This is a genomic window from Mucilaginibacter litoreus (genome assembly GCF_042676805.1).
Taxonomy (GTDB): domain Bacteria; phylum Bacteroidota; class Bacteroidia; order Sphingobacteriales; family Sphingobacteriaceae; genus Mucilaginibacter; species Mucilaginibacter litoreus.
This window is the reverse complement of sequence record NZ_JBHTHZ010000005.1, coordinates 535,394-561,838: the sequence shown is the minus strand read 5'-3', so window position 1 is coordinate 561,838 and position 26,445 is coordinate 535,394. Positions and strand designations below refer to the sequence as shown.

The following is a 26,445-nucleotide window of genomic DNA, read 5'->3' as shown; positions in this document are numbered from 1 at the left end:
TTAAATGAATAAAACACGGTATTTAACGGCGCCGTACCATTGCCAGTATACCGATACAAAAGGAATAATAAATGAAGTTACTATCATCTCAGCAATATGGCTTAATGATAGACTGGTTTTATAAAGGCGTTTAAATATAAAGTACCCTGTCAGTCCAATCCATCCTGCAAAACCTACCGATGCTATACTGTGCTGTCTGCACACCAATCCAATAATCATCATCATAAATGCTGCTATGATGCAATAATATAGCACAGGCGATTTTTGATTGATTTTTTTGCGGTATAAATCCGGAAACTTTTTATACAATAGTGCATTGTACATGGTTTTCTTTTGTTCCTTTACACTAACGCCCCATTTGGAGCTGCGAACCGGGTGCACAACAACAGCGCTTTCAACTTTTTTAATAGGTATTTTATTGTTTATGAACTTAAACTCAAGATCGCTGTCTTCGCGCCAGGCCATACTGAACTGCTCATCAAAGCCACCGGCTTTCATCAACGCTTTTTTGGTGCAGGCGCAGTTGGCCGTAATAAAGTCGGCCGTTTGCAGGTGAGCAGTATTCTGCTCATAATCAGTAGGGCGTTTGCCCACCGGTACAATTACTTTACCAGTGAGGGCCACATCTTCTTCGGGGTTGCAGTTGGCTACCATTTCATGCAGCCAATGAGCATCCGGCAGGCAATCATCGTCGGTAAAAGCTATTATGCTGCCACGAGCGTTTAGCCAGCCGTAATTGCGTGCTGCTGCCGGTCCTTTTTTTTGAGGCAGGGGCAGGTAGCGCATTACCGGATAATCATAGCCCATCCAATCATTAAATACTTGCGCCGTTTCATTATCCGGGCCATCGCTCACTACTATTATTTCGTATTGTCTTTTATCGAATTTTTGCAGCAGCAGCGCCTTAAGACAATTAATTAACAGCTTCGGCCGCCGATAAGTTGGAATTACTATAGATACCGTTATCATTTCCTCTTTCCTTCTCAATAACAAATGAACCAATAACCAAAGCATCAAACGGCGATGACCAGAAGCATTCAATAGCATCGCGCGGTGTGCAAACAATAGGTTTACCTAACGTATTGAAAGATGTGTTCACTAAAACAGGTACCCCTGTTTTGCGCTCGAAGGCTTTTAAAAGATCGTAATAATCTTTATGCTGCTGTTCGTTAATAGTTTGTATACGTGCCGTACCGTCTGTATGGCGCACTGCAGGGATCTTATCAGCTTTATCTTCTTTTACATCATACACAAATAACATAAAAGGGGAGTATTCGGCATTATTAAACCATTCAGATGCTTTTTCCTGCAAAACGACAGGTGCAACAGGCCTGAAATCTTCACGATCTTTAACCTCATTCAAGCGTGCCTGCATTGAAGGGTTAATAGGGGAGGCCAGTATCGAACGGCTTCCTAAAGCGCGTGGGCCAAACTCCATACGCCCCTGGTACCAGCCAATGATTTTGTCCTGAGCCAAAATATCAGCGGTTTCTTCCGCAATATTCTCCAGTTTGCGGTAAGGAACTTTCCAGAGTTTCAGTTGTTTTTCTATTTCTGTATCGGTGTATTGAGGTCCCCAGTAGCAGTGGTCCATCACAAAGGTTTTTTCATCGTTTTTGCGTTCCTGCGCATCTACCCATAAAGCAGCGCCCAGTGCAGTACCATCATCGCCTGATGCCGGTTGAACCCAGATATTTTTAAAGAACCCTTTATCGCGGATACGAGCGTTGGCAACGCAGTTCAATGCAACACCACCTGCAAGACATAGGTTCTCTTCACCGGTTTCTTTTTGCAGCCAGCCGGTTAATTCAAGCATTGCTTCTTCAAGTACCAGTTGTAAAGAGTGTGCAACATTAAAGTGATGAGCGGTAAATTCTTCGTGGCGCAGGCGTTTAGGTCCAAAGCGCTCGGTAAGGTTCTGATTGTTGATGGTGTACTGGCCATTGCTGCCTATTTGTACAATCTCGCGGAAATCATTTACAAATTCGGGCTTTCCATAAGAAGCTAAGGCCATTACTTTATATTCGTCTGAAGAGTGCAAAAAGCCAAGGTGTGTAGTAACATCTTCATACAACAAACCTAACGAATGCGGCATATTAACCTGGCCAATCCTGTCCAACTGCTGGCCATGTCCAATGTTGTATGTTGTAGTAGCTTGTTCGCCACGGCCATCAACCGTCATAACAGCGGCTGTGCGAAAAGGGGAACAGTTAAATGCGCTTGCGGCATGTGATATGTGGTGCTCAACAAAGTGCCATTTTTCGCGGCCTATATTACAGCCTATAAAACGCTGCTGAAGGTGATGTGGCCAGCCGTCGCGCAGTTGGCCGGGAGCGTTAACAATTGATGATAAAAATAAAGATTCCCAAGGGTTACCAAAATCATCATTCAAATGCGAACGGCCGCCCTCAAACGGAATTTCAATAGTAGGCTGATTACGGTATTTTTCTCCTATCAGTAAATAAGGGTCAAAAGAATAAGCCACATTGTCGATATCATTGATGTGTAACCCTGCAACCTTTAGGCAATAATCAATAGCATGGAAAGGCAATTCCCATGTAGAAAAGGGTACCGGGCGTTTACCATGTTTAAAATGCGTAAAGCGCTCCTCTTCAGTGGCAGCAAGTAAAATACCGTCTTTTACGATACAAGCCGCAGAGTCGTGAAAGGCGGCATTAATTCCTAAGGTATACATCAATGTTAGTGTTAACTGTAAGTAAATAAACTATGTTGATAAGGGTATTACTATTTGGCAAATAGTGTAATATTTACGCAACAGTATTTAAACATGATGTGGATGTTATAGTTTTAAGAAAAATAAAATAATAACTGATTAATTTTAGGACTTATTACAATGTAAGTGAAAGAGTGTAATTAAGCTGGTTTGAGGTAGTTGATTTGTGCTTCTTATTAAATACACATATAAATTAAACTTGATCATGAGCTATACAAAATGCCTTTAAAGCCATATCGAGCAGTAAATGTTAAAAAATGTGAAATTTAGCTGGAAGGTGTTTTTTCGTTTTACTTTTAGCGCAGAAAATAAAAAAATGAAAAGAAACCTATTGCTATCGCTTTTTGTACCGCTGTTTATTTTACTCTTCGGATGTAAAAAAGATAAAAGTACTGATACTGAAACTACAACTTATAAACTAAGTGCCTACATTGGCGGTACAATTTGGGTGCCTGATACCCTATCGGCAGGCATTACCTACAATGCTGCTGCCAAAACAAAGGTGTTCAATTTTTCAGGCCAAAAAGATCAGAAGAAAATTGACGCAATAGTTTATGACAGCAGCCCGGCAAATGATCAGGGCTTTACAGCCGGTACTTACCAGGTTAATGGCTCAACTAACTTGAACTTTACCTATTACACTCAAGTTAAAAATACATCCGGCGAGTATGTGTTTGAACCATTCGGTGCAGTTCAAACCGGTTCTGGCACACTTGTAATAACATCTGTAAATGCTGATAATAAAACCATAACAGGTACTTATAACTTTATTGCCAGGAAAACCAACTACGACGCTGAAGGCAATGTTATTTTAGTAGACATTGCCAATATAACATCAGGTACATTTACCGATCTGCCTTACACTTTTAAAAGTGAGTAATTACTATAGCTCATAAGATACGCCTTTTTCAGGAATTATAGCCTTGTAGCCTCCTGTTTCAAGCGAGTTAGAAAGTTCCTGCATGCTGCTCATTTCGCCATGCACAAGATAAACTGCACGCAGCTTCGCCGGGTCCTGAACTTTGATGTTGTTCAGCAAGTCCTCATGATCGCCGTGGGCGCTCAATACATCGGTTTGTTTGATGGTGGCATAAACAGCTAAATCGCGGTCTTTGATGTGGACAATAGGGTCGCCACGCAACAACCTGTAGCCTAATGTGCCTTTAGCGCAATAGCCGATAAACAGAATGGTGCAGTAATAATTTTGTATATTATAGAATAGGTGGTCTTGTATGCGGCCACCTTCTAACATACCGGCGGAGGAAATAATGATGCATGGCTCGTAATAGTTAGATACCTGCCTGCTATCTTTAAGTGTTTCTACATAGGTAAGGTTATCAAATTCAAATTCATCACCTTGAGTATTATAGAATTCCTGTGCCTCGGGGTTAACCTGGTTATGATGTTTGCGGTAAATGCTGGTAGCCATGCTGGCCATTGGGCTATCTACAAATACTTTAACAGGCGGTAATGCGCCGCTGCTAAAAATTTTATTCAGTACAAATACCAATGATTGTGTACGACCGATACTGAATGCAGGGATAATAAGTCGCCCTTGTTCTTTTACACAAACCTTATCAATAATCTCCTCTAATGTTTGTTGTACTGTTTTGTCCTTAGTGTGGAAACGGCCCCCATAGGTAGCCTCAGATACTATATAATCAACAGGTGGCAGCGGTTGCGGATCGTTTAACACCGGGTAGTTTTTTCGGCCTATATCGCCCGTAAAAGCAACAGTCTTTTCAGTACCTTCATCGTTTACTTTAAGCACTACCGATGCTGCGCCAAGCAAATGCCCTGCAGGGATGAACGTCAGCTCGATGTCGCCCGTTATTTTAAAGGGTTTATTAAAGCCAATAGTAACAAACCGTTCAACCGTATCCATTACATGTTTTTGAAGGTATAAAGGTTGAGGGCCGCCGGCACTGTGTTTATGTTTACGCCGATGCCTGTTACCTTTCTGCGCTTTTTGCAAGAATATACTTACCGAGTCCATTAATAGTAATTCGGTCAGATCAGCAGTGGGAGGGGTACATAGTATCTGCCCGTTAAAACCCATCCGTACAAGGGTTGGCAGGTTGCCCGAATGGTCAATATGGGCATGAGTAAGTATAACCACGTCAATCTCTTCCGGGCGGAAACCGAAATCCTCGTTTATGTGGATATTATGTTCCTTCTCATAATCAAGCCCACAATCAATAAGTATTTTATATTGGCCAACCTGCAGTAAATGCATACTGCCGGTTACCTGACGAGCCGCCCCGTATATGGTTAGTTTCATTATAGTCGATAGACCATAGACTATAGTCCATGGATTAATTACTTTTTATTTTATCTTGTAAATTTTCCTTAATCACTATGGGTTATTGACCATAGGCTATGGGCCTGTTACGCATTTTCATATTGCAACTGGCTCAGATAACGGTACAAGCCTTGTTCGTTGGCAATTAATTCCTGATGGTTACCACACTCTACAATATTGCCTTTTTCAAGTACAATAATCTTGTCAGCCTCGCGAATGGTGGATAAACGGTGAGCTATGATGATGGAAGTACGGCCTTTCATTAATACTTCCAAAGCTTCCTGCACCAAACGCTCAGATTCCGAATCGAGCGATGAAGTAGCTTCGTCTAATATCAATATAGCCGGATTTTTAAGTAAGGCCCGGGCAATAGCAATACGCTGCCTTTGTCCGCCCGAAAGTTTTACGCCCCGCTCACCCACAACCGTATCATACCCCTCAGGGAAACCGTTTATAAAGCTATCTGCATTGGCTTTTTTTGCTGCTGCAATAATTTCTTCTTTAGTAGCATCAAGTTTGCCGTAGGCAATGTTTTCGGCAATAGTACCACCAAACAGTAGTACATCCTGAGGTACTATAGCTACCTGGTTACGGATGTCTGTCAACGCATAGCGATCAGCATCTTTTCCATCAAACTTTATGATGCCGTTTTGCGGATGGTAAAATTGCAATATCAATGCTGCCATGGTTGATTTGCCCGAACCGCTTGGGCCCACTATAGCCACCTTTTGACCGGCGTTGGCTGTGAAAGACACATCCTTAAGTACGGTGATTTCCGGCCTTGATGGATAGGCAAACTCTACATTATTAAATTCAAGATTACCTGTAATTTTTTGCTTAATGGCATTATCTTCAACGTTAATAGAAACATCTTCGCCCTTTTCATCTAATATCTCCAAAACACGTTCGCTCGCGCCTACAGCTTTTTGCATGTTCGCGTACAACTCAGGGAAGCTGCCCATGGCTGCACCTACAAAAATGGAGTATAGGATAAAAGTAGTTAAGCTACCTATCGAAAGCTCGTGATGGTGTACCAGTATCGAGCCATACCATATAACACCTACAATAGCACCAAAAAGACAAAATACAATAAAAGAGGCGAATATTCCGCGGAAAACAGCCCCTTTTACAGCAATCTTCACAACTTCACGCAGGTTTTTGTTATACCGGCCGGCTTCAAAAGCTTCGTTAACGAAAGCTTTTACGTTAGCTATACCTTGTAATGTTTCTTCTATGATGGTGTTGGATTCTGCCAGCTTATCCTGCGCCTGGCGTGATAAATTACGGATGAAACGTCCGAAGAATACCGCGATAACTATCAACACCGGCAGCATCACCAGTAAGGCCAGCGTTAGTTTGAATGATACGATGACCAGTAAAGTTATCCCACCCACAAGCAAAACCAACTGCCTTATTATTTCGGCAAAGGTGGTAGTCATGGTATCCTGTATCTGCGAAAGATCGGCAGAAATACGGCTGTTCAGTTCACCAACGCGGCGATTGGCGAAGAAGTTCATAGGTAGGGTTACCAGTTTGAAATAAGTATCTCTTCGGATATCTGCCAAAGCCTTCTCGGCCACCTGTACAAACCATACTACCCTGAAAAAGGATACAAACGCCTGTACAAACAAAATGGCAAAAGCAAGTGCGCCGATAGCATTAATAGTAGGCGGTAAGAAAGTGTATTTTTGTTTACCCTGTGCAGCATCTATCAACGCGCCCAGGAGCGAAGGAAAAGCCAGCCCTGTTAAACTTGATAAAAAGAGAAATATCAACCCAGCGATAAACTTGCCCCGGTAAGGTTTTAAATAGGAGATAAGTTTTGAAATCCGCTTTAAGTTATCCAGATTTAATTTAGCCTTGGGTAATTCGGCTTCGGCCTTGCTGCCACTATTCAATCGTCCTCGTGCCATCTAATGTTTTAATATACGCAAAGCCGCTAAATTACGCCTTTCTTTTTTTTCTTGAGAGTAATAGCAGTAAAATTGACGCAAGCATGAGAACTATTATAGCTATCAGCACACCCTGCCACTTTTTGTGATCAGCTTTTTGATTGATAAGCTGTACCTGCAGGCTTTCATTTTTATTTTGTAGCCTGGTTATGGTTTGCATAAAAGCATTACGGCTTTTTTCAAGCTCTTTAAGGGTACTGTCAGATTGCTTTTGTTGAAACCTGCGGTAATTCAATTGATTAGTACGGTAATCAAATAACTTTTTAAGCTCAATAAATATCTCATCATCTGTAGCGGCAATGTCCATTAAAATTTCATTCGAGCGGCGGATATCACCTTTGGTTTGCATGCCAAAAATACCACTCCGTTGAGTTAAGCTGGTATCGTACTGACCAAACTTGCTGCGCCGTTCAGCAAGCATTGCGTTAATTTTATTGCGCTGTCTGGTAAAGGCAATTGAATCGACGTTTGGTTGACAAAGAGCACAATAAGTAGTTAAAAATAATAAACAGGTTAGTAACAAATACTTCATGACTTATTATTGAAAATCGATAATTACGCTATCGCCAAGGTTGAGGCCCAGCAAGCCGCTTGCATTGCCTTTGTTGATAGCAATTTCCAGGTGATCACTTATACCGAAAAGGCAAAGCTTTTCACCTTCGGGTACTTCGTTATAATGCCAGCTAAGGTGATTGATGGTTTCGTTACGTTTGAAGTAAAGTACAAACCTGCGGCCCTGCTGCACCCGGTTAAAAAACTCTTTGGTAATGTTAGTAATCACATTTTGAAACGAATCGATATAGATAACCACCCCTTTAATAAGGCTTTTTTCTATAACAGGTTGCAGGTTCATTTTGTTCTCAACTCCGGCAACGGGCAGGCCGATATCCGCCAGTGTACCACCGTTTGCAAGGTGGCAGGCAGCCTTCACAAAAATATCTGCCAACGGAAAATGAAGGAATTTAAGGTCCTGCATAATGTTAATTTCCACCACCGCATCAGGTTCCTGCTCAAACATCAGCGAAAAGATGCCGTTATCTGCCCCAACAAAATAATGGTTTTTATACCTGATAGCCAGGTACCGGGTGTAATTGCTGTATACGGTATCTATCCCGATAAGATGAACAGTGTTATCCGGAAAGTAGTGAAAACTATTTTTCAAAATAAACGCTGCCTGCTGAATATTAAAGGCTGCAACATTGTTAGTAATATCTACAACAGTAACCGTTGGCAGCAACTTATAAATACTACCTTTAAGGGCAGCCTGATAAATATCTTTATCGCCCAGGTCAGTAGTTAAAGTTATAATTGCCATTAATTTTGTAAATATTTATTGCTAATCTTGTAAAGCATTTGAAGGTGCAAATATTCAATTTTAATTCATAAAATTCTGCAATCGAACAAAAATCAATTAGTATTGAACGAGCTAAAGTTATCAATTGAACAAATAAACCCTGCAGTATTGTGGGGCCCCAATAACGATCATTTCGAGATCATAAAAAAGCAATATCCTAAGCTTAAAATAGTTGCACGCGGCAGCGAAGTAAAAGTGCTGGGTGATGAAAATGAACTGAATATTTTTAACGAAAAATTTAGTACGCTTGTACAGCATGTAGAAAAATACGAGAGCCTTAACGCCAATGATGTGGAGCGCATACTTGGCGCAAAACCTTCTGCAGACGCAAACGCTAAAGATGGCAGTACAGATAAATTTGCAAGCAGCGAGGTTATTGTTTTTGGCCCTAATGGCATAATGGTTAAGGCGCGTACGCCAAATCAGCGCCGCATGGTAGATAGCCTTAATAAAAACGATATTATGTTTGCTATTGGACCTGCTGGTACAGGTAAAACTTATACCGCTGTTGCATTAGCGGTAAGGGCATTAAAGAATAAGGAGATAAAGCGTATCATACTTACACGCCCGGCTGTTGAGGCAGGGGAAAACCTTGGCTTTTTACCCGGAGATTTAAAGGAAAAAATAGACCCTTACCTGCGCCCGCTTTATGATGCGCTGGATGATATGATCCCTGCTGAAAAGCTGAAACTGTACCTGGAAAACCGCACCATTGAAATTGCTCCATTGGCTTTTATGCGCGGCCGCACGCTTGATAACTGCTTTGTGATATTAGACGAAGCCCAAAACGCTACAGACATGCAGTTAAAAATGTTCCTGACGCGTATGGGGCCATCGGCTAAATTTATTGTTACCGGCGACGTAACACAGATAGACTTACCTAAAAAACAGCAATCGGGCTTATATACCGCTTTGCGTATATTAACAGATATTAAAGGAATTGACATTGTTTACCTTAGCGGAGAGGATGTTGTGCGCCATAAACTGGTGAAACGTATACTGGAAGCTTACGGAGATATACAATAGAAATAAGTATCAAGTAGTTAGTATCAAGTATAAAGGTGCCTTTCTTTTTTATTTGAATTAACATAAAGCAATTACTTGCTACTTGATACTAATTACTTCTACAAAAATGAACGCAATTAAAGAAACACATTTCGAGTTTAAAGGGCAAACCGGTTTTTATAAAGGCAAGGTGCGCGATGTTTATACCATCAATAATGAGTACCTGGCCATGGTGGTTACCGATCGTATTTCGGCCTTTGATGTGGTATTACCTGAGCCGATACCTTACAAGGGGCAGGTACTTAACCAAATAGCTGCTAAATTTTTACAGGCAACTTCAGATATAGTACCGAATTGGGTAGTCACCGTCCCTGATCCCACTGTTACCATTGGCCGAATCTGCGAACCCTTCAAAGTAGAAATGGTAATACGAGGATACCTGGCAGGCCATGCAGCACGCGAGTATGCTGCTGGTAAAAGGCAGGTTTGCGGTGTTACATTGCCTGAGGGTTTAAAGGAAAACGATAAGTTACCTGAGCCTATTATCACTCCTACTACTAAAGCAGCTATTGGGCACGACGAAGATATTTCACGTGAAGAGATCCTGAAACGTGGCATTGTAAGCGAAGCAGATTATGTTCAGCTTGAGAGATACACCAGGCTGTTATTTAAAAGGGGTACGGAAATAGCTGCTGACCAGGGTTTAATACTGGTGGATACCAAATACGAATTTGGTAAGATTAGTGATATCATTTACCTGATTGACGAAATACATACGCCAGATTCTTCGCGCTATTTTTATGCGGAAGGTTATGCCGAAAGACAAGCCAACGGAGAGCCACAAAAACAACTCTCAAAGGAATTTGTTAGAAGATGGTTGATCGAGAACGGATTTCAGGGTAAAGATGGCCAGCAGATACCAGAAATGAGTACAGAGATTGTTGATTCGATATCTGAAAGATACATAGAACTGTACGAAAAAATTACAGGTGAACAGTTTGTTAAAACAGAACAGGAAAATGTTGTTGACAGGGTTGAAATGGCCATTAATAAGGCGCTTGAAACACTGTAATTTTTTTATTTAAAAATAAATTTATTATACCTTAGCTTTAAATTGAACACAAATGAAATTTACGGTTGATAAGCACGAAAAATATATATTGGTTAAGCTGAATGAGTCTAAGCTAAATTCACTGGTTACTCCTCAATTAAAATCCGAACTTATATTAATAAATACCGAAGGCCAGCGCAATATTATCCTTGATCTTTCACAGGTTAAATTTGCTGATTCATCAGGCTTAAGCAGTTTATTAGTAGGGCACAGGCTGTGTAAAAACTCATCAGGTTTATTTATACTTTGCGGCTTAAATGATGCTGTGGCCCGCCTGGTTACCATATCACAGTTAGAAAGCGTACTTTCTATTGTACCAACCTGCGAAGAAGCTATCGATCTGATCTTTATGGAAGAGATTGAGAAAGAATTGAAGAAAGAAGTTAAATAGATCAGCCTGTTATCCCGGTATGAAATTCGAAGTAACTATACTGGGCAGCAGCTCTGCAACCCCCATTTTTAACCGTAACCCAACTGCACAGGTAGTTAATGTTAATGATAAGCTTTATCTGATTGACTGCGCTGAGGGTACGCAACAGCAAATGCTGCGCTTTGATATAAAGGCAAGCCGCATAGATCACATTTTTATCAGCCACTTACACGGCGACCATTATCTTGGGTTGGTAGGTTTGCTATCGTCCATGCACCTTAACGGCCGTAAGAAAGTGATGAAAATTTTTGGGCCGGCCCCATTAAAAGAGATCATTGAGATACAATTAAAGTATTCTGAAACAACACTTAATTACCCTCTTGAGTATATATTTACCAATGCTGCACAGAAAGAACTGATATTTGAAAACCAGGATATGTGTGTAGAAAGCATACCGCTTGATCATCGTATATCCTGCACTGGGTTTTTAATTAAGCAAAAAAAACGTCTGCGAAAGCTGATAAAAGAGCGGATAGAAGAGTTACAGATACCTGTACCGTATTATAGTGCTATAAAAAAAGGACATGACTATACATCAGCTGATGGCACAGTATATAAAAATGATACTTTAACAACGTCTCCGGCCGATCCAAAATCTTACGCATACGTATCTGATACCAAGTATAACGAAAGTTATTTTAAACAAATAGGTAAAGCATCATTGTTATATCATGAAGCTACGTTTATGCATGATATGCTTGATAGGGCAAATCAAACACACCATACCACAGCTTTACAGGCGGCAAATGTTGCTTTGGCTACAGGGGCAGATAAATTAGTTATCGGTCATTTTTCTGCGCGCTACAAAACTTTAATTGAGTTGCTTGAAGAAGCACAAAGCATTTTTCCCAAAACAGAGCTGGCAATAGAAGGGCGAACTTTTGTAATATCAGAATGATAGCGTAAGAGTGGCAATAGTTAATGATTAATAAAGCGACTGTAATAACTTATAGTGAATAGTTAATGATCTTTATCGCTTGCTTATAATTCACTACTCACGATTCACCACTAGCACTCACAGCCCAATTACTGTCAACCCTTCAAATCAATCTCCCTTTTTTCCAAATACTGAGAAGTGGACATAGCGGCTTGGATGGGCCTTGATGTCAATAAACAGATTATTTAAATTGGCAGATGCTGAGTTAAGGTTGTCATACATTTTAGTATCGTTCATTAACAATCCTAACGAGCCCTGGTTACTATTGATTTTTGACATAGTAGCCTGCAGATCAGATGTTGCTTTATTTACGTTATCCAGCGTGCCTTTTACGTTAGAATTAGCAATATCATTGCTAAAGCGCTCAAAATTTGCTGAGATACCATTTAATCTTACGGTGCTTGTTTTTAAGTTAGCCGACACAGCTTCGGCATTTGTCATGATGCCGTTAATATGGCTGGTTTGAGCTCCTACAATAGCATCAATCTTTTTGGTCGTCCCCTCAAGCGTCTGCAACGAATTGGCTATGCTGGCAAAACTACGGTCAACATTCTTTTGAAACCTTGGGTTCATGATCTGGTTAATGGAGCTAAGTGCCGAATCAACCTTCGCTATTAAAACTTCGGCTTTCTTTTGTATCGGTTGCAGGCTTTCTGCCAGGCTTCCTTGTATGTCTGCACGTAGGGTATCCTGGTCTTCGGCAGGCCTTGGGCTGTTGCCTAACTCAAAAACAATAGCTTTACCGCCAAGCAGGTCGGTACTTTGCAGTTTAGCTAATGTATTGTCCGGAACATTATATTTTTTATCTATCTTAAACTCTACAGTGGTGCGGCCATCCTGGTGAAGCTCCATTTTAGATACGCGCCCTATTTGGAAACCATTTACTAAAACCGGCTTTGATATAGTTAAGCCTTCAACGCTACGATACACTGCATAAAATTTATTTGAACCCGAAAAAACGTCGTTGCCCTTTAAAAAACTGTATCCTAATATTAGTATGGTAATGGCTACAGCCGTAAGTGCACCAATTTTTGTTTCGTTCGATATTTTCATAGGTTGATGTTATTTGATTTTATTTAGCCGCTACTTGCTCAAATTGAGCCTTATATTTTGTTATAGCCCGTACAATTGAGTTAACTATCTCTGTTTGCCCGTTTTCTGAGTTAAGGTACTCCTCATCGTTGGGGTTATTGATATAGCCTGTCTCTACAAGTACAGATGGCATTGCACTATGGCAAAGTACATAAATTCCCTGTTCTCTTAAGCCTTCGCTGCGTCTACCGTCTGTTCCAACAATCTCATCGTTAATTAAGTTTGCAATATTTACACTTTGCTTGCGGAATTTTCGCATATAGGCATCAGTAAGTATAATAACTGTTGGATCGTTGGGGTCTAATCCATCACCATTTAAGTCAGAATCATCTTCTAATTGATTATTTTTAATAGCATTTTGTTCTTCCCGGGACCGATGTAAACCATATACCAGCATCAACGCACCACGGCCAGACCTATCAGGCACACGTACAGAACGATATATAGCTCTACCACGACGGGTACCCACTTTTTGTCGGACAAATCTGTCTGCGAGAGAGTTGCAGTGTATAGAAATGAAAAGGTTGCCTTTGTTTTCATTGGCTATTTGAGCACGCCGTTCAAAAGAAACATCTTCTTCAGTCGAGCGGGTTAAAACAGCTTTAACACCTGGTAAATCTTTTTCAATTGCCTGCTGCAATTTTAATGCTATTGCCAGCGTTACACTTCTTTCGTTGGAAAAAGAACCGTCGGCGCCGCGTGAGTAATGCCCGGGTGGCGCATTATCGGGTTTTGCCCCATGACCGGGATCAATTATCACCGTACGAAGTTTAAAGTTGTTGTTTACAACCGTATCTTTTTTAACCAGATCTTTAGATGTAAAGGAAAATAATGAAAAGCAGATTGTTAATGCACCAACGCCACAAATCGCTCTTTTCAACCTGTTCAATAGTTTATTTTTCATTATGTTTGGGGGCTGTTAACTGTACCTTGCAAAAATAGTATTCATAATCAATTTTGAAATTAGTTAGGCTTTTTTTTCTACTCGCGTTTGTGTTGACGGTTAACATGATAGCCTCTGCAAAAAAAGGTTACCATAGCATAGCTTTTAGAGATACTATCATAAAACTCGACTCGGCAAGGGATAAAAAACTGATTCAGTACGGTAAAAAACCTGTAGCCGGCAAGGGTAAAAAAAGTACTGCTGCAACCGTTGCGAATACCACTAAGAATGATACAACACCAAGTGCAGGCGGTTTAAAATCAATAGTAAAAGCCGTTGCAGAAGACTCCACCTTTGTAGATAATGAAAATAAAATAACCTATCTATACGGTAAGGCCAGGGTTACTTATGAGGACTTTGAACTTGATGCCGAATACATCCGCCTTGATGAAAAAAAGCACCTGATATTTGCCAGTGGCGCAATAGACCCACGTACCAGGCGGCACATTGGCCGCCCCTTATCTAAATCTGGCACAGAAAAACCGGTTGCATCAGATTCACTTTTGTTTGATTATAAAACCAAAAAAGGTAAGATATGGAACCCGGCCTCAGAGCAGGAAGGGAATTTTCTGTCTGGCGGCCAGGCAAAAAGGCTTAATGAGGAAGAGGTGGCCTACAGGAATGTAATCTTTAGTACCTGCGACCTGCCTTATCCTGATACGCATTTTGGTGTCGTTATAACAAAAGGTATCGGCCAAAAAAACAGGATCATTTCGGGTCCTGCCTACCTGGAAATTGCCGGTGTGCCTTTGCCTTTAGGCATTCCTTTCGGCTTTTTCCCAAAGCCTAATTCCCGATCTTCAGGCGTTATACTGCCTTCGTTCGGCGAGGATCAAAAACTGGGTTTCTATTTGCGTAACCTTGGCTATTACATGGCCTTAAATGATAATATTGACCTTACTACAATGGCGACGTTGTACTCCAAAGGATCGTTTGAGGTAAATACAAACGCCCGTTATTTAAAACGTTATAAATACGGTGGTAGCTTAACGCTAAGTTATGGCTCACATAATTATGGGCTTCCCGGCGATCCTGCTGCAAAGGACTTTAACATTACCTGGAACCACTCTCAAGATCCCAACGCTAATCCGGGTACAACGTTCAGTGCATCGGTGAATGCAGGTACCTCAACATTTTATTCAAACAGTGTTAACCAAAGCGGGTACAATTTAGAGTCGCTTACACGTAACACATTACGTTCAAGCATATCTTACGGGAAAACCTGGGCCAATTCGCCATTTAATTTAAATGTCAGTTTGGGCCATAGCCAGGACCTTCAGCAAAAAACAGTAACGCTTGAGCTACCAACCTTTAGCTTTAACATGTCAACTCTTAGTCCGTTCGACTCGAAAGACAGGGTAGGCGAACAAAAGTGGTATCAGAAAATAACTGTTGGTTACAGCCTTGTGGGTACCAATAAACTGAATAACATCCCCGAGTCGGAGCTGTTTAAATCAAATACGTTTGCAAAAAGATTGCAAAACGGTTTACAGCATACAATTCCGGTTGCATTCAACTCTACATTTCTTAAATACTTTCAATTTAACACCGGTGTAAACTATACCGAGCGCTGGTATTTGCAAACCATAAATAAAAGTTTTCAGCGTGGTACTGTAGCTGGGCAGGTAGTACCTATTACCGATACGGTGCCTGGTTTTTCGCGTAATTATGAATATACATTAAGTGCAGGCGTTTCTACCAAACTGTATGGCATTGTTCCATTTAAAAAGGGAAATATACAAGCTATCCGTCACGTTACAACTCCTTCAATCAGCTTTAATTACCGTCCGGATTTTGGCGATCCAAGCTACGGTTATTATCGTACAGCTGTAAGCAGTGCGACAGTACCATATCCTTACTACGCGCAACGTTATTCTATATATGAGCAGTCGGTATACGGCGGGCCATCCGCAGGTAAACAGGCAGGTATCGGATTTTCGCTTGACAACACAATTGAAGCGAAGGTGAAGCCAAAAAGTACAGATACCTCCGGCACATCAAGAAAAGTACCTATACTACAAGGTTTAACATTGTCTACCTTTTATAACTTTGCGGCGGATTCACTTAAACTATCCAATATAAACTTTAATGGCCATACCTCAATTTTAAACCAGAAGGTCAACCTGAATTTCAGCGGATCTTTTGATCCATATGTTACGCTGGTACGGGATTCTATTTCCAACGGCCAACTGATACATTATATCCGCCCGATAAACCGTTACAGGTGGCAGGATGGGCGATTCCCGCTGTTAAGGCAGTTTAATTTCTCTATGAGCAGCAGTTTAAACTCGTCGACATTCAAGCCAAAAGCAACACCGCCACCGGGGTCCACATTGCAAACCATGACAGCAGACCAGGCACAGCGGCTGGCTTTGATCAACGGTGATCCGGGCGCATACATTGATTTTAATGTGCCATGGAACATATCATTAAATTACAGTTTTACTTATGCTAACAATATTGTAAACAGCTCGTCCAGCAATACATTAATGATAAGCGGCGACGTAAGCCTTACACAAAAGTGGAAAATACAATATAATACCACTTATGATTTTAAGGCCGGGAAAATATCTGATGCTACTTCATTCGCCATATATCGCGATCTGCATTGTTGGGACCTTTCCATACAATGGCTGCCATTTGGCTATTATAAATCATACAACGTAACGCTTAAAGTTAAGGCATCCATTTTGCAGGACCTGAAGTTGAGCAAACGCAGCGATTATACTAACAACCCAGGTTTTTATTAATATGATAGCAGAAATAATTACCATAGGCGATGAGATACTTATAGGCCAGATAGTTGATACTAATTCGGCCTGGATGGCACAGAAGTTAAATGCCGAAGGGATACGTGTTAAGCAAATTACTTCAGTATCTGACGACAGGCAGCATATACTTTCTGCTTTAGCCGGCGCTGCACAACGGGCGGATATTATTTTGATCACCGGCGGCCTTGGTCCAACCAAAGATGACATCACTAAACAAACCCTTGCACAGTATTTTGATGTGCCACTTGTTTTAAACCAGGAGGCTTTGAATAATGTGTTAAACATTTTTAAGAGGTATAACCGCCCTATGCTGGATGTTAACAGGATGCAGGCACAGGTGCCGCAAAACTGTGTGGTAATACCAAATAATAATGGCACTGCTCCGGGTATGTGGTTTCACGAAGGGGGTAAAATTTATGTATCCATGCCGGGCGTACCGTTCGAGATGATGTACATGATGGAGGAGCAGATAATACCTAAACTTAAGCAAACGCTGTCCCTGCCTGTAATTATTCATAAAACTATTCTTACGGCGGGCGAAGGTGAATCTTACCTCGCGGAAAAGATAGCTGATATAGAAAACGATCTGCCGGCAAACATCAAATTGGCTTACCTGCCTAAAATGGGACAGGTGCGTTTGCGTTTAAGTGGTTATGGTGAGGATAAAGGCGTTTTGCAACAAGCAATTGACACTTATGCCGACCGAATCATCGAAAGGGTAGGTATCAATTTTATCGCCGGAGAGGATTTGCCGATTGAAAAAGTAATATTGAATTTGATGGAAAGCCGCGGGCTCACTCTTTCTGCTGCCGAGAGCTGCACTGGCGGTTATGTATCGCATCTGATCACTCAGCATGCAGGTTCCTCATCTGTGTTTTTAGGTGGAGCCGTTACCTATTCAAATCAATTAAAACATGATATTTTAGGTGTAGATAATGAAACCTTATGGAGTTTTGGCGCCGTTAGCGAACAAACTGTTACAGAAATGGTGGAAGGCGCTTTAAGGCAGTTCAAATCTGACTATGCCATTGCCATAACGGGAATTGCAGGCCCTGGTGGTGGTACAGACGATAAGCCTGTTGGTACCGTATGGATTGCCGCGGCAAATGCTGCTAAAACCATGGTAAAACAGTTCACATTTGGCAACAAGAGAGCACAAAATATAGAAAGAAGTGCAATAGCAGCCTTTTTTATGTTGAATACTTTGCTAAAAGAGGCTACTATCTAAACTTTGAAATGCCTAACTTTGACCGTTGATCTATATTTCTACTTATGGCCAAATACCAATTGTTATTGCCGAAAATGGGAGAAAGTGTTGCAGAAGCAACAATAATTAAATGGCTTAAAAAACCAGGCGATTATATCGAGGCAGATGAGGCAGTTATGGAAATAGCTACCGATAAGGTAGACTCAGAAGTTCCTTCTCCGGTATCGGGCAAATTAGCCGAACAGCTTTGTAAAGAAGATGAGGTAGTACAGGTTGGATCTGTAATTGCTATCATAGAAACTGAGGAAGAAGAACTAAGCGCCCAACCGGTAACTGATTCGTCAGTTGCATCTGCAGTTGTTAATCAAGAAAAACCAGATACTACACAACAGGCCCATATAAATACAGAAGAGAAAGAAGGTGTTAGCGATATCCCCGGTATCGCTCAACTGAATCAAACCGAATCTATACCAGTTAATAGTATTAAATACGAGAATCGGTTTTACTCACCATTGGTTAAAAACATCGCCATGCAAGAAGGTATTGGCAACAAAGAACTGGATACTATACCCGGCAGTGGAGCAGAAGGCCGTTTAACAAAAGATGATTTACTTGAATATATAAGTAACAGGAATAAATCTACTTCAGGGAATGACGTAGCCGATGTGTCACAAACCGGTACTGCAACTCAACAACAACCTGTTTCGGGCGATTATCCTTCACAATCTGATGCAAAATCAGCCTTTATAAGCGAAAAGCCCAGAGCAGCTTCATCAGTATCCGGCGGGGAAGAAATTATTGAAATGGATCGTATGCGTAAGCTTATTGCCGAGCACATGGTTCATAGCAAGCAAACATCACCACACGTAACCTCTTTTGTGGAAGCTGACGTTACCGAACTGGTTTTATGGCGCAATAAAATAAAAGGCGCTTTTGAAAAACGTGAGGGTGAGAAAATTACCTTTACACCAATCTTTATTGAAGCCGTTGTAAAAGCCATTAAAGATTTTCCAATGATCAATGTATCTGTTAACGGTAATCAGATCATCCGGAAAAAGGATATTAATATTAGCATGGCCACCGCCTTACCCAGCGGCAACCTTATAGTACCAGTCATCCGTAAAGCAGATGAGCTAAACCTAACGGGTTTAACCAAGGCGGTTAATGATTTGGCAAATCGTGCCCGCAACAATAAGCTGCAACCAGATGATGTGCGCGACGGAACATTTACACTTACCAATGTGGGTTCGTTCGGCAATGTTATGGGTACGCCTATTATCAATCAGCCACAGGTAGCTATACTTGCTGTAGGTGCTATAAAAAAGAAACCCGCGGTTATTGAAACACCGCAGGGTGATGCCATTGCCATAAGGCATATGATGTTTCTTTCGCTATCTTATGATCACCGGGTGGTAGACGGCGCTTTGGGCGGTTCTTTTGTAAGCCGCGTTGCCCAATACCTTGAAAATTGGGATACAACGAGAAGTTTATAACCAATATATAGTTAATTTAATTTGTGAGTTTTTAAATGTATAAGGCTTCCCCTAATGAGGAAGCCTTAATTATTTTATGCTTTCCAAGTTAATTATATGCTTATTGGTTAGCACCAAGGTCGTTTGATGAACTACTGCTCCGAGGAACATCCATCGGTTCAGAATTTGATTGAATGCGCGTATTACCTTCCTGCTCCGGTTCGGTTTCAATGATAGTTTCTTCAATGATTAGAGCAACTGGTTCCGAAATTTTTTCAGAATTAGTGTTGCCGCCGTCTATATCCATGTACTGTTTAAAGTTACGTACATCATTATCAACCATGTTTTTAAATACAGGATTAAGCACATGGGCTATGCTGCCGCCAAAACCACCAGCAGGTGGCCGGTAGGAGATAACTACATCTACCAGCGTACCATCGCCATCCGGGCTGTCCTGAAATGTTACTTTGCCTGCATTGTCTATCAGCGAATCGGGAAGAGAGCTCCATCCTATACTATATCCTGGCTCATCTTTAACTATTTCTGCATCCCAGCTTACTTTTGCTGCCCCAACAGGTAGTTTCAATACCCAATGCGAACGCACATCATCAATTATTTCCACACTTTCAAGATGCTTCATAAATAACGGCAGGTTATCCAGTCTGCGCCAAAAATCATAAACATCCTGGCGTGGTTTATTAATTAAATAAGATGAACGGATATTTACATTGACCGGCTCTGTTGTATTGCGACCCATACGCGAGTATAACTCGCAATGGCCGGTGATGCCACGGGTAAGCAGGTATCCACCGGCTCCAAGCTTTATGATACTTGCAAACGGACTTTTAAACAATCCTTTAAAGCCGGAAAGCGCCAGTTTTACGCCACCTGCAATTGAAATGGTGCGCTCTGCCTGCGACAGGTTAACGCTTTGCGAAGCCCTTTCATTTTCTATATCAGCCGACGTTTCTCTCCATCGGTTAGTTGCTGCTAATGTTGTCATATTGAATGTTTTGTTGATTTGATAACAATTTAAAATAAACCGGGTTTGCTTAATCCGTAATATTTTTAACCCGTGTATGTAATCATTGTTTGCGTTTACCATCTGTATCATTACCTTTGCAGCGCTTTAGGTTTTTATATATTATTTTAAAATATATAGGATTAAAAGGGAATACGGTGAAAATCCGTAACTGTCGCGCAGCTGTAAGCTCCGTTAACTAATGTCCGTTCAATATGTCACTGTCTGCCTGCGGGGGATGGGAAGACAGGGCAGAGGGGAGTAAGTCAGAATACCTGCCTTTAGCATTATAAATTCATGGCTTTCGCGTAATAAAGCATGCATTCGGATCTTGCACTTTAACAGGTATCTCATTTCCGTTTTGCTATTGCGCGTCATGTTAAACAGTACTCATGAGGCGTTGCATATCAAGCGAATACTATTTTTTCAGACTTTGCAGGTTTTGGGTACTGCTGAGTTTCATCACTTTGTTCGCTCAAAAGATATCCGCGCAAACGGATACCAGCCGTAGCTTGCGTGAGGTATCAGTAAAGGCTAATGTAATACCTGTTTTAAAATCGCAGACACCCGCACAACAAATAACCAGCGCAGATTTTGTGAAATACGGCGCTTTCAATGTTGCCGATGCAGTAAGAAGTTTTAGTGGCGTAAATATTAAAGATTATGGCGGTATTGGTGGCATCAAAACAATTTCTGTAAGAGGGTTAGCCTCAAATCATACAGCAGTATTTTATGATGGCCTGCAAATTAATGATGCTCAGACCGGCCAGATAGACCTAAGTAAACTTAATCTTAGCAACATTGATAAGATAACCCTTTATAACGCCCAGCCGGATGATTTGCTGCAACATGCACGGGCATTTGCTTTTGCCAGCGTGCTTGATATTACCACTAAAACTAACAAGCTCCCATCCGGCAAAACCACTGGGATAACTGCTGGCATAAAAAGTGGTAGTTTCGGTCTGTTCAATCCTTTTATTCAATTGCAGCAGCATATTAATAACAATTGGTATGCAGTATTAAGCACCAATTATATCAACTCTAACGGAAGGTATAAATACAAGGTGGAAGGTGACGGTAGCGATACATTAGCAACCCGCAGGCATAGCGAGGTAAGATCTTTTCAAACAGATGCAGCTCTATACTGGCATAAAAGCGACAGCAGTACCTTTAATATCCACTTAAACTATTACAATGCAAAGCGCGGACTGCCTGGCGCGGTTGTATATTACAGCCAGTCGCCAGGAGAAAATCTGGATAATGATGATGTATTTGTACAGGCAAGCTATAAGCACATCTGGAGAAATAGTTTACAATTACTATTGAACAGCAAGTTATCTCAATTAAAAACCCGTTATCTCGATTCGCCATATTTCAATACACAGGGCTTTATACTGCAGCACTACAAACAGCAGGAGGCATATCAATCGGCGACCGTTACTTACAATATCAAACCTTTTTGGGTGATATCGTATGCTGCTGATGCCTCTGTTACCAAAGTAAACGCCGATATAGAGCGTTACGCTTATCCAACACGTTTTACATTACTGAATGTTATAGCCAGCAACATAAAACTTAATCGCTGGGAGTTTAGCGGTAACCTACTGTATACTTACTTGCATGAAAGTGTTAAGCGCGGATCGGCTTTACAGCAGCAGCCTGTATTATCGCCTACGGTTGTTGCATCGTTCCGGCCATTGGCTGCCGCGAATTTGACCATCAGGGCGTTCTATAAAAACATTTTCAGGTACCCAACTTTAGATGAGCTGTATTATTTTGCTTTTGCAGAGCGTATTATAAAGCCAGAATTTGTTAAACAATATGATCTGGGTGCTACCTACAGTAAAAACTTCGACGGTTTTGTAAATTATATTAGTCTTAATGCAGATGCTTATTATAACAATGTGCATAACAAGATTATCGCGCTGCCAAACCAAAACCCGGCAGTGTTTTCGTATAGTAATGTTGGTGAGGTTGATATAAAAGGGATAGATTTCGGCTTTAAAGCGGCAAGCCGTAGAATTAATAACCTGTCGTTATCTTTTGCGGCTAATTACACTTATCAGGATGCTTTGGATGTTAGCGACTCTCCTGGCAGCAATTACTTAGAACAAATACCTTATACACCTAAAAATACACTCGCTTTAAACGCAGGCATTAATTATAAGCGTTTAAGTGTTTATTATAACCAGGTTTTATCCTCGCACCGCAATTATAACGGCTCAGAGGATGTAAAATACCGTTTGCCTGGTTATTCGGTAAGTGATGCATCGGCAGTTTACGACATTCAATTTAATAAATTACCGGTACGTCTTTCTGCCGAAGCAAATAACATCTTCAATAAATATTATTCAATTATCAGGAGCTACCCTATGCCGGGGCGCTCGTATCGTTTTTCTATTCAAGTAACTATTTAAATTATCATAGCATGAACAAACTTAAACTTAGAAGTTTTATAACCGCCGCTGCACTTACTGTCGCATTTACATCATGTCATAAGGATAGGGTGGAGCCCAATCCTGTAAACCCTGTGGCCGAAAGGGCAGGTGTATATATATTAAACGAGGGTAGTTTTAACCAGAATAATAGTACTCTGACATACTATGATTATACAACAAAGGTGGCTATTGATGATATATTCAGCAAAGTTAATTCACGCGGGTTGGGCGATACAGGTAATGATGCGCAGATATATGGCTCAAAAATGTACATTACAGTAAACGTATCAAGCACGCTTGAGGTATTGAATGCAAAAACCGCCAGGTCTATCAAGCAAATTAAAATGGATGATAACGGTACTGACAGACAACCACGGTATGTAGTATTTAATAAAAACAAAGCTTTCATCTCATCTTACGACGGAACAATTGCAGTGCTGGATACAGCTTCACTAACCATAGAAAAATACATCAAGGTTGGCCGTAACCCCGAGCAAATGGTTATAGCTAACGGGAAATTATATGTAGCTAATTCAGGTGGGCTTGACCTTGATACTCCTGATAAAACGGTGTCTGTCATCGATCTAAATACACTTACCGAAACAAAAAAAATAGAGGTGCCGGCTAACCCTACAACCATTTCTGCAGATGGGTTTGGGGATGTATATGTAGTATCTTACGGAAACTATTCTGCCTCGCCAAAGCTTACTATTATTGATAACAAAACTGATGTTGTAAAAAACACAAAGGATATTGATCTCGGTTATGGGTCGGAGTTTTTGGTAAGCGGGGATGTGGCTTATTATTACTCTGATGCAAAAAAGATCAAGGTTTATGATGTGAAAACTGAAACCGTTAAAACTAAAAGTTTTATAAGCGGAAATGTAACTTTAGCTATACCTTATAGTTTAGCTATAGACAATAACACCGGCGAGTTATTTGTAGGAGATGCCGTAAGTTATACAGGTAGCAGTGGCTTGCTTTACGCATTCGATAAAACCGGAAAAATGGAGTACTCGGTAAAAACAGGCATCAATCCGGGTGCAATTGTTTTAGTGAACAAGTAAGTTTTGATTGCTGCATATAATCAGTAAATTTGCCTAACAGTTATTGTTATGTCTACACAAAAAGCCAATACCCGCACTTTGGTGCTAATTTTAATGATATTCGCCGCTGCGAGCATGCGCCTGGTAAGCTATAAATTCCAGGTATTAAGCAATTTTACGCCGGTAGGTGCCATAGCGCTATTTGGCGGAGCGTATTTTAACGAAAAATGGAAGGCTTATCTGGTACCGGTAGCTGCGCTGTTTATAAGCGATATTTTTATCAATTACCTTTATACTACAAAATGGATACTTTTTAATACCGGTGCAATATGGATGTATGTTTGTTTCGCGCTTATGGTATTTATTGGTACAATCATTCCGAAAGTTACAGTTACGAATGTAGCCCTTGGTTCATTGGCCGGCGTTTTGATTCACTGGTTGATTATGGACCTGCCATGGCTGTACGGAACAATGTACCCACATACGCTTGCAGGCTATGGCCAATCACTTGTTGCCGCCATCCCGTTTGAAAGAAATATGGTTTTTGGTGATATTGTGTTTGGGTTTTTGCTGTTTGGTGGCTTTGAATTTGCAAAAGCCAAATTTACTGTACTACGAAACGAAAGGCAGCTGGTCCTCTAAAAGGTACTTTATTATATTCAAAGGCGGTTATTTTGTGTAGCCGCCTTTTATGTTTGTATTTTAGGCTGATTAATATTTATTATGCAAAAGGTAGTTGTATTAACCGGCGCCGGGATAAGCGCGGAAAGCGGCTTAAAAACGTTCAGGGACAGTGACGGGCTTTGGGAGGGATTTAACATTGAGGATGTTGCAACCCCCGAGGCCTGGGCCCGCGATCCGCAACTGGTACAGGATTTTTACAACCAGCGACGAAAATCTGTCTTAGAGGCACAACCCAACGCAGCTCATTATGCCCTTGCGCAATTACAGGATAAGTATGATGTTACTATCATCACTCAAAATATAGATGATCTGCATGAGCGGGCAGGTTCAAGAAATGTATTGCATCTGCATGGTATTATTACCCGCTCGCAAAGCAGTATCAATCCAAAGCTTACTTATCCTATTGATGGTTGGGAGATAAAGATGGGCGAGAAATGCGAAATGGGCTCACAGTTGCGTGCTCATGTAGTTTGGTTTGGCGAGGCTGTGCCCATGATAGAAACTGCTGCTCAGGTATGTGCGTCTGCAGATATCTTTATTCTGGTTGGAACATCACTTGTGGTTTACCCTGCTGCCGGGCTCATCAATTACGTGCCCCGGGAGGTGCCCAAATATATCATCGATCCTCACATCCCGGCAGTGCATATCCAGGGTATAACGGAGGTGCCAAGCAAAGCCTCAGTTGGTGTGCCTATGATAGTAGAAAAATTACTGGCTGTTTAATATAAGCCCACTCATGCCATTGCCTGTTCTAAATCGGCAGTCAGATCATCAATATGCTCCAAGCCAACCGATACACGCAATAAGTTAAGCGGTGTTTTGGTATCAGGTCCTTCAACTGATGCGCGGTGTTCAATCAGGCTTTCTACGCCACCCAGGCTTGTGGCCTGAATAAATATCTTTAAGGCATTCACAACTTTTTTGGCTTCCTGTTCGCCACCTTTTAAGGTAAAGGATATCATTGCACCCGGATAGCTCATTTGTGTCTCTGCAATCTCGTACTGCGGGTGTGAGGCTAATCCTGGATACATTACTTCTTCAACCCGTGGATGGTTTTGTAAAAACCGGGCTAATAGCTGCGCATTATGTACATGCCCTTTAACACGGTATGGAAGGGTTTTAATACTGCGGGTAAGGTAATAACAATCCATAGGCGATGGCACTGCACCCCCCATGGTTTGTACATTACGTATTTTTTCCCACCAATCGCTTTTTTCGGCTGTAACTAACACACCGCCCATTAAATCGCTATGACCTCCAAAATATTTTGTTGATGAGTGCATCACCAGGTCGGCACCCAGGGTAAGCGGCTGCTGGCATATAGGCGTAGCAAAAGTATTATCGCAAACAACTTTGATGTTGTGCTCACGTGCAACATTAACTACCTTTTTTATATCTGTTATTTTAAGGAGAGGGTTAGATGGTGTTTCAATCCAGATAATTCCTGTATTTTGTTTTATATGTGATTTTAAAATGTCTGTGTCATTCACATCAATAAAATCAAACTCTAATATACCGGCAAAAAGTGTTTTTAACTGGTTACGCAGGCCATGATACATATCATCAGGCGCTATGATATGCGTTCCGGGTTCAAGCGATTGAAATACCGACATACCCGCTGCATTACCTGATGAAAATGCGGCTGCTTCCACACCGTTTTCAAGTTGTGCCACCACCTGCTCTAGAGCTGCGCGGTTAGGGTTGGCAGAACGGCTATATTGATACCCTGATGAAAACCCACCATCTTCGTCGCGCTCGAACGTTGTGGCCATTACAATGGGCTGTATAACCGCTTTAGATGAAGGATCTATATAGTTACCGGCATGGATGGCAATAGTTTCTATTTTCATGGTATCAAAGTATGCTATTCAAAGTAACTAAGAAAATTTGTGAATAATATAGCATATCACAGCATATTCGCGTATTTTGATATATAAACTACATAC

Annotated in this window: 22 protein-coding genes and 1 riboswitch; of the genes, 12 read left to right on the top strand and 10 right to left on the bottom strand. The window is 41.2% G+C overall.

Annotation, left to right across the window (positions count from 1 at the left end):
* Nucleotides 1–969 carry a glycosyltransferase gene (locus tag ACFQZX_RS10580; protein ID WP_377114819.1) on the bottom strand — a complete coding sequence of 323 codons (969 nt, stop codon included), beginning with the start codon at nt 967–969 and terminating at the stop codon, nt 1–3.
* The gene (locus ACFQZX_RS10575; RefSeq protein ID WP_377114816.1) at nt 914–2,695 is read right to left on the bottom strand and encodes a carbamoyltransferase family protein; all 1,782 of its coding nucleotides are present in this window, start codon (nt 2,693–2,695) and stop codon (nt 914–916) included. Before ACFQZX_RS10575 ends, ACFQZX_RS10580 begins: the two co-directional genes overlap by 56 nt.
* 355 nt (nt 2,696–3,050) lie before the next feature.
* Here ACFQZX_RS10575 and ACFQZX_RS10570 point away from each other — a divergent pair, with 355 nt between their 5' ends.
* Nucleotides 3,051–3,614: a hypothetical protein gene (locus ACFQZX_RS10570; RefSeq protein ID WP_377114814.1), complete on the top strand. Its 564-nt coding sequence runs from the start codon at nt 3,051–3,053 to the stop codon at nt 3,612–3,614.
* Nucleotides 3,615–3,617: 3 nt separating this feature from the next.
* Here the strand turns inward: ACFQZX_RS10570 and ACFQZX_RS10565 are convergent, their stop codons facing one another.
* The 4 genes from ACFQZX_RS10565 to ACFQZX_RS10550 form a co-directional block, all read right to left on the bottom strand.
* On the bottom strand, nt 3,618–5,015 hold the full coding sequence (locus ACFQZX_RS10565; protein WP_377114812.1) for an MBL fold metallo-hydrolase: 1,398 nt from the start codon (nt 5,013–5,015) through the stop codon (nt 3,618–3,620).
* A gap of 107 nt (nt 5,016–5,122) precedes the next feature.
* Nucleotides 5,123–6,949: an ABC transporter ATP-binding protein gene (locus ACFQZX_RS10560; protein ID WP_377114809.1), complete on the bottom strand. Its 1,827-nt coding sequence runs from the start codon at nt 6,947–6,949 to the stop codon at nt 5,123–5,125.
* Nucleotides 6,950–6,980: 31 nt separating this feature from the next.
* Nucleotides 6,981–7,409 (bottom strand): hypothetical protein, encoded by a 429-nt coding sequence (locus ACFQZX_RS10555; RefSeq protein ID WP_377114807.1) that lies wholly within the window; start codon nt 7,407–7,409, stop codon nt 6,981–6,983.
* A gap of 117 nt (nt 7,410–7,526) precedes the next feature.
* Nucleotides 7,527–8,303: an SAM hydrolase/SAM-dependent halogenase family protein gene (locus ACFQZX_RS10550; RefSeq protein ID WP_377114805.1), complete on the bottom strand. Its 777-nt coding sequence runs from the start codon at nt 8,301–8,303 to the stop codon at nt 7,527–7,529.
* Between the two features lie 102 nt (nt 8,304–8,405).
* On the opposite strand from ACFQZX_RS10550, the gene ACFQZX_RS10545 reads away from it, so the two are divergent.
* From ACFQZX_RS10545 to ACFQZX_RS10530, 4 genes are all read left to right on the top strand, one after another.
* Nucleotides 8,406–9,368 (top strand): PhoH family protein, encoded by a 963-nt coding sequence (locus ACFQZX_RS10545; RefSeq protein ID WP_377114802.1) that lies wholly within the window; start codon nt 8,406–8,408, stop codon nt 9,366–9,368.
* A gap of 106 nt (nt 9,369–9,474) precedes the next feature.
* Entirely contained in the window at nt 9,475–10,419 is a 945-nt protein-coding gene (locus ACFQZX_RS10540; protein ID WP_377114800.1) for a phosphoribosylaminoimidazolesuccinocarboxamide synthase, read from the top strand.
* 52 nt (nt 10,420–10,471) lie between these two features.
* A complete protein-coding gene (locus ACFQZX_RS10535; protein ID WP_377114797.1) occupies nt 10,472–10,849 on the top strand; it encodes an STAS domain-containing protein in 378 nt (125 codons plus the stop codon).
* Nucleotides 10,850–10,868: 19 nt separating this feature from the next.
* The gene (locus tag ACFQZX_RS10530) at nt 10,869–11,786 is read left to right on the top strand and encodes a ribonuclease Z (protein WP_377114795.1); all 918 of its coding nucleotides are present in this window, start codon (nt 10,869–10,871) and stop codon (nt 11,784–11,786) included.
* A 147-nt stretch (nt 11,787–11,933) separates the two neighbouring features.
* Here ACFQZX_RS10530 and ACFQZX_RS10525 read toward each other — a convergent pair whose 3' ends face one another.
* Both ACFQZX_RS10525 and ACFQZX_RS10520 read right to left on the bottom strand, forming a co-directional pair.
* On the bottom strand, nt 11,934–12,878 hold the full coding sequence (locus ACFQZX_RS10525) for an MlaD family protein (protein WP_377114792.1): 945 nt from the start codon (nt 12,876–12,878) through the stop codon (nt 11,934–11,936).
* 19 nt (nt 12,879–12,897) lie between these two features.
* Nucleotides 12,898–13,821, bottom strand: a complete 924-nt coding sequence (locus tag ACFQZX_RS10520; protein WP_377114789.1) for an N-acetylmuramoyl-L-alanine amidase family protein — start codon at nt 13,819–13,821, stop codon at nt 12,898–12,900.
* Nucleotides 13,822–13,925: 104 nt separating this feature from the next.
* Here ACFQZX_RS10520 and ACFQZX_RS10515 point away from each other — a divergent pair, with 104 nt between their 5' ends.
* Genes ACFQZX_RS10515 through ACFQZX_RS10505 form a run of 3 tightly spaced genes read left to right on the top strand, consistent with a single transcriptional unit; the run spans nt 13,926 to nt 19,331 of the window.
* Entirely contained in the window at nt 13,926–16,610 is a 2,685-nt protein-coding gene (locus tag ACFQZX_RS10515) for a putative LPS assembly protein LptD (RefSeq protein ID WP_377114787.1), read from the top strand.
* A 1-nt stretch (nt 16,611) separates the two neighbouring features.
* The gene (locus tag ACFQZX_RS10510) at nt 16,612–17,859 is read left to right on the top strand and encodes a competence/damage-inducible protein A (protein ID WP_377114784.1); all 1,248 of its coding nucleotides are present in this window, start codon (nt 16,612–16,614) and stop codon (nt 17,857–17,859) included.
* A 44-nt stretch (nt 17,860–17,903) separates the two neighbouring features.
* A complete protein-coding gene (locus ACFQZX_RS10505) occupies nt 17,904–19,331 on the top strand; it encodes a dihydrolipoamide acetyltransferase family protein (RefSeq protein WP_377114781.1) in 1,428 nt (475 codons plus the stop codon).
* A 100-nt stretch (nt 19,332–19,431) separates the two neighbouring features.
* Here the strand turns inward: ACFQZX_RS10505 and ACFQZX_RS10500 are convergent, their stop codons facing one another.
* On the bottom strand, nt 19,432–20,313 hold the full coding sequence (locus ACFQZX_RS10500) for an SRPBCC family protein (protein WP_377114778.1): 882 nt from the start codon (nt 20,311–20,313) through the stop codon (nt 19,432–19,434).
* A 111-nt stretch (nt 20,314–20,424) separates the two neighbouring features.
* Nucleotides 20,425–20,628: riboswitch (cobalamin riboswitch) on the top strand.
* 95 nt (nt 20,629–20,723) lie between these two features.
* On the opposite strand from ACFQZX_RS10500, the gene ACFQZX_RS10495 reads away from it, so the two are divergent.
* From ACFQZX_RS10495 to ACFQZX_RS10480, 4 genes are all read left to right on the top strand, one after another.
* A complete protein-coding gene (locus ACFQZX_RS10495) occupies nt 20,724–22,748 on the top strand; it encodes a TonB-dependent receptor plug domain-containing protein (RefSeq protein ID WP_377114775.1) in 2,025 nt (674 codons plus the stop codon).
* Nucleotides 22,749–22,759: 11 nt separating this feature from the next.
* Nucleotides 22,760–23,836: a YncE family protein gene (locus ACFQZX_RS10490; protein ID WP_377114772.1), complete on the top strand. Its 1,077-nt coding sequence runs from the start codon at nt 22,760–22,762 to the stop codon at nt 23,834–23,836.
* Between the two features lie 48 nt (nt 23,837–23,884).
* The gene (locus tag ACFQZX_RS10485; RefSeq protein WP_377114770.1) at nt 23,885–24,457 is read left to right on the top strand and encodes a DUF6580 family putative transport protein; all 573 of its coding nucleotides are present in this window, start codon (nt 23,885–23,887) and stop codon (nt 24,455–24,457) included.
* An 81-nt stretch (nt 24,458–24,538) separates the two neighbouring features.
* The gene (locus ACFQZX_RS10480; protein WP_377114767.1) at nt 24,539–25,222 is read left to right on the top strand and encodes an SIR2 family NAD-dependent protein deacylase; all 684 of its coding nucleotides are present in this window, start codon (nt 24,539–24,541) and stop codon (nt 25,220–25,222) included.
* Between the two features lie 11 nt (nt 25,223–25,233).
* Here ACFQZX_RS10480 and ACFQZX_RS10475 read toward each other — a convergent pair whose 3' ends face one another.
* A complete protein-coding gene (locus ACFQZX_RS10475) occupies nt 25,234–26,349 on the bottom strand; it encodes a trans-sulfuration enzyme family protein (protein WP_377114765.1) in 1,116 nt (371 codons plus the stop codon).
* Nucleotides 26,350–26,445: the final 96 nt, after the last annotated feature.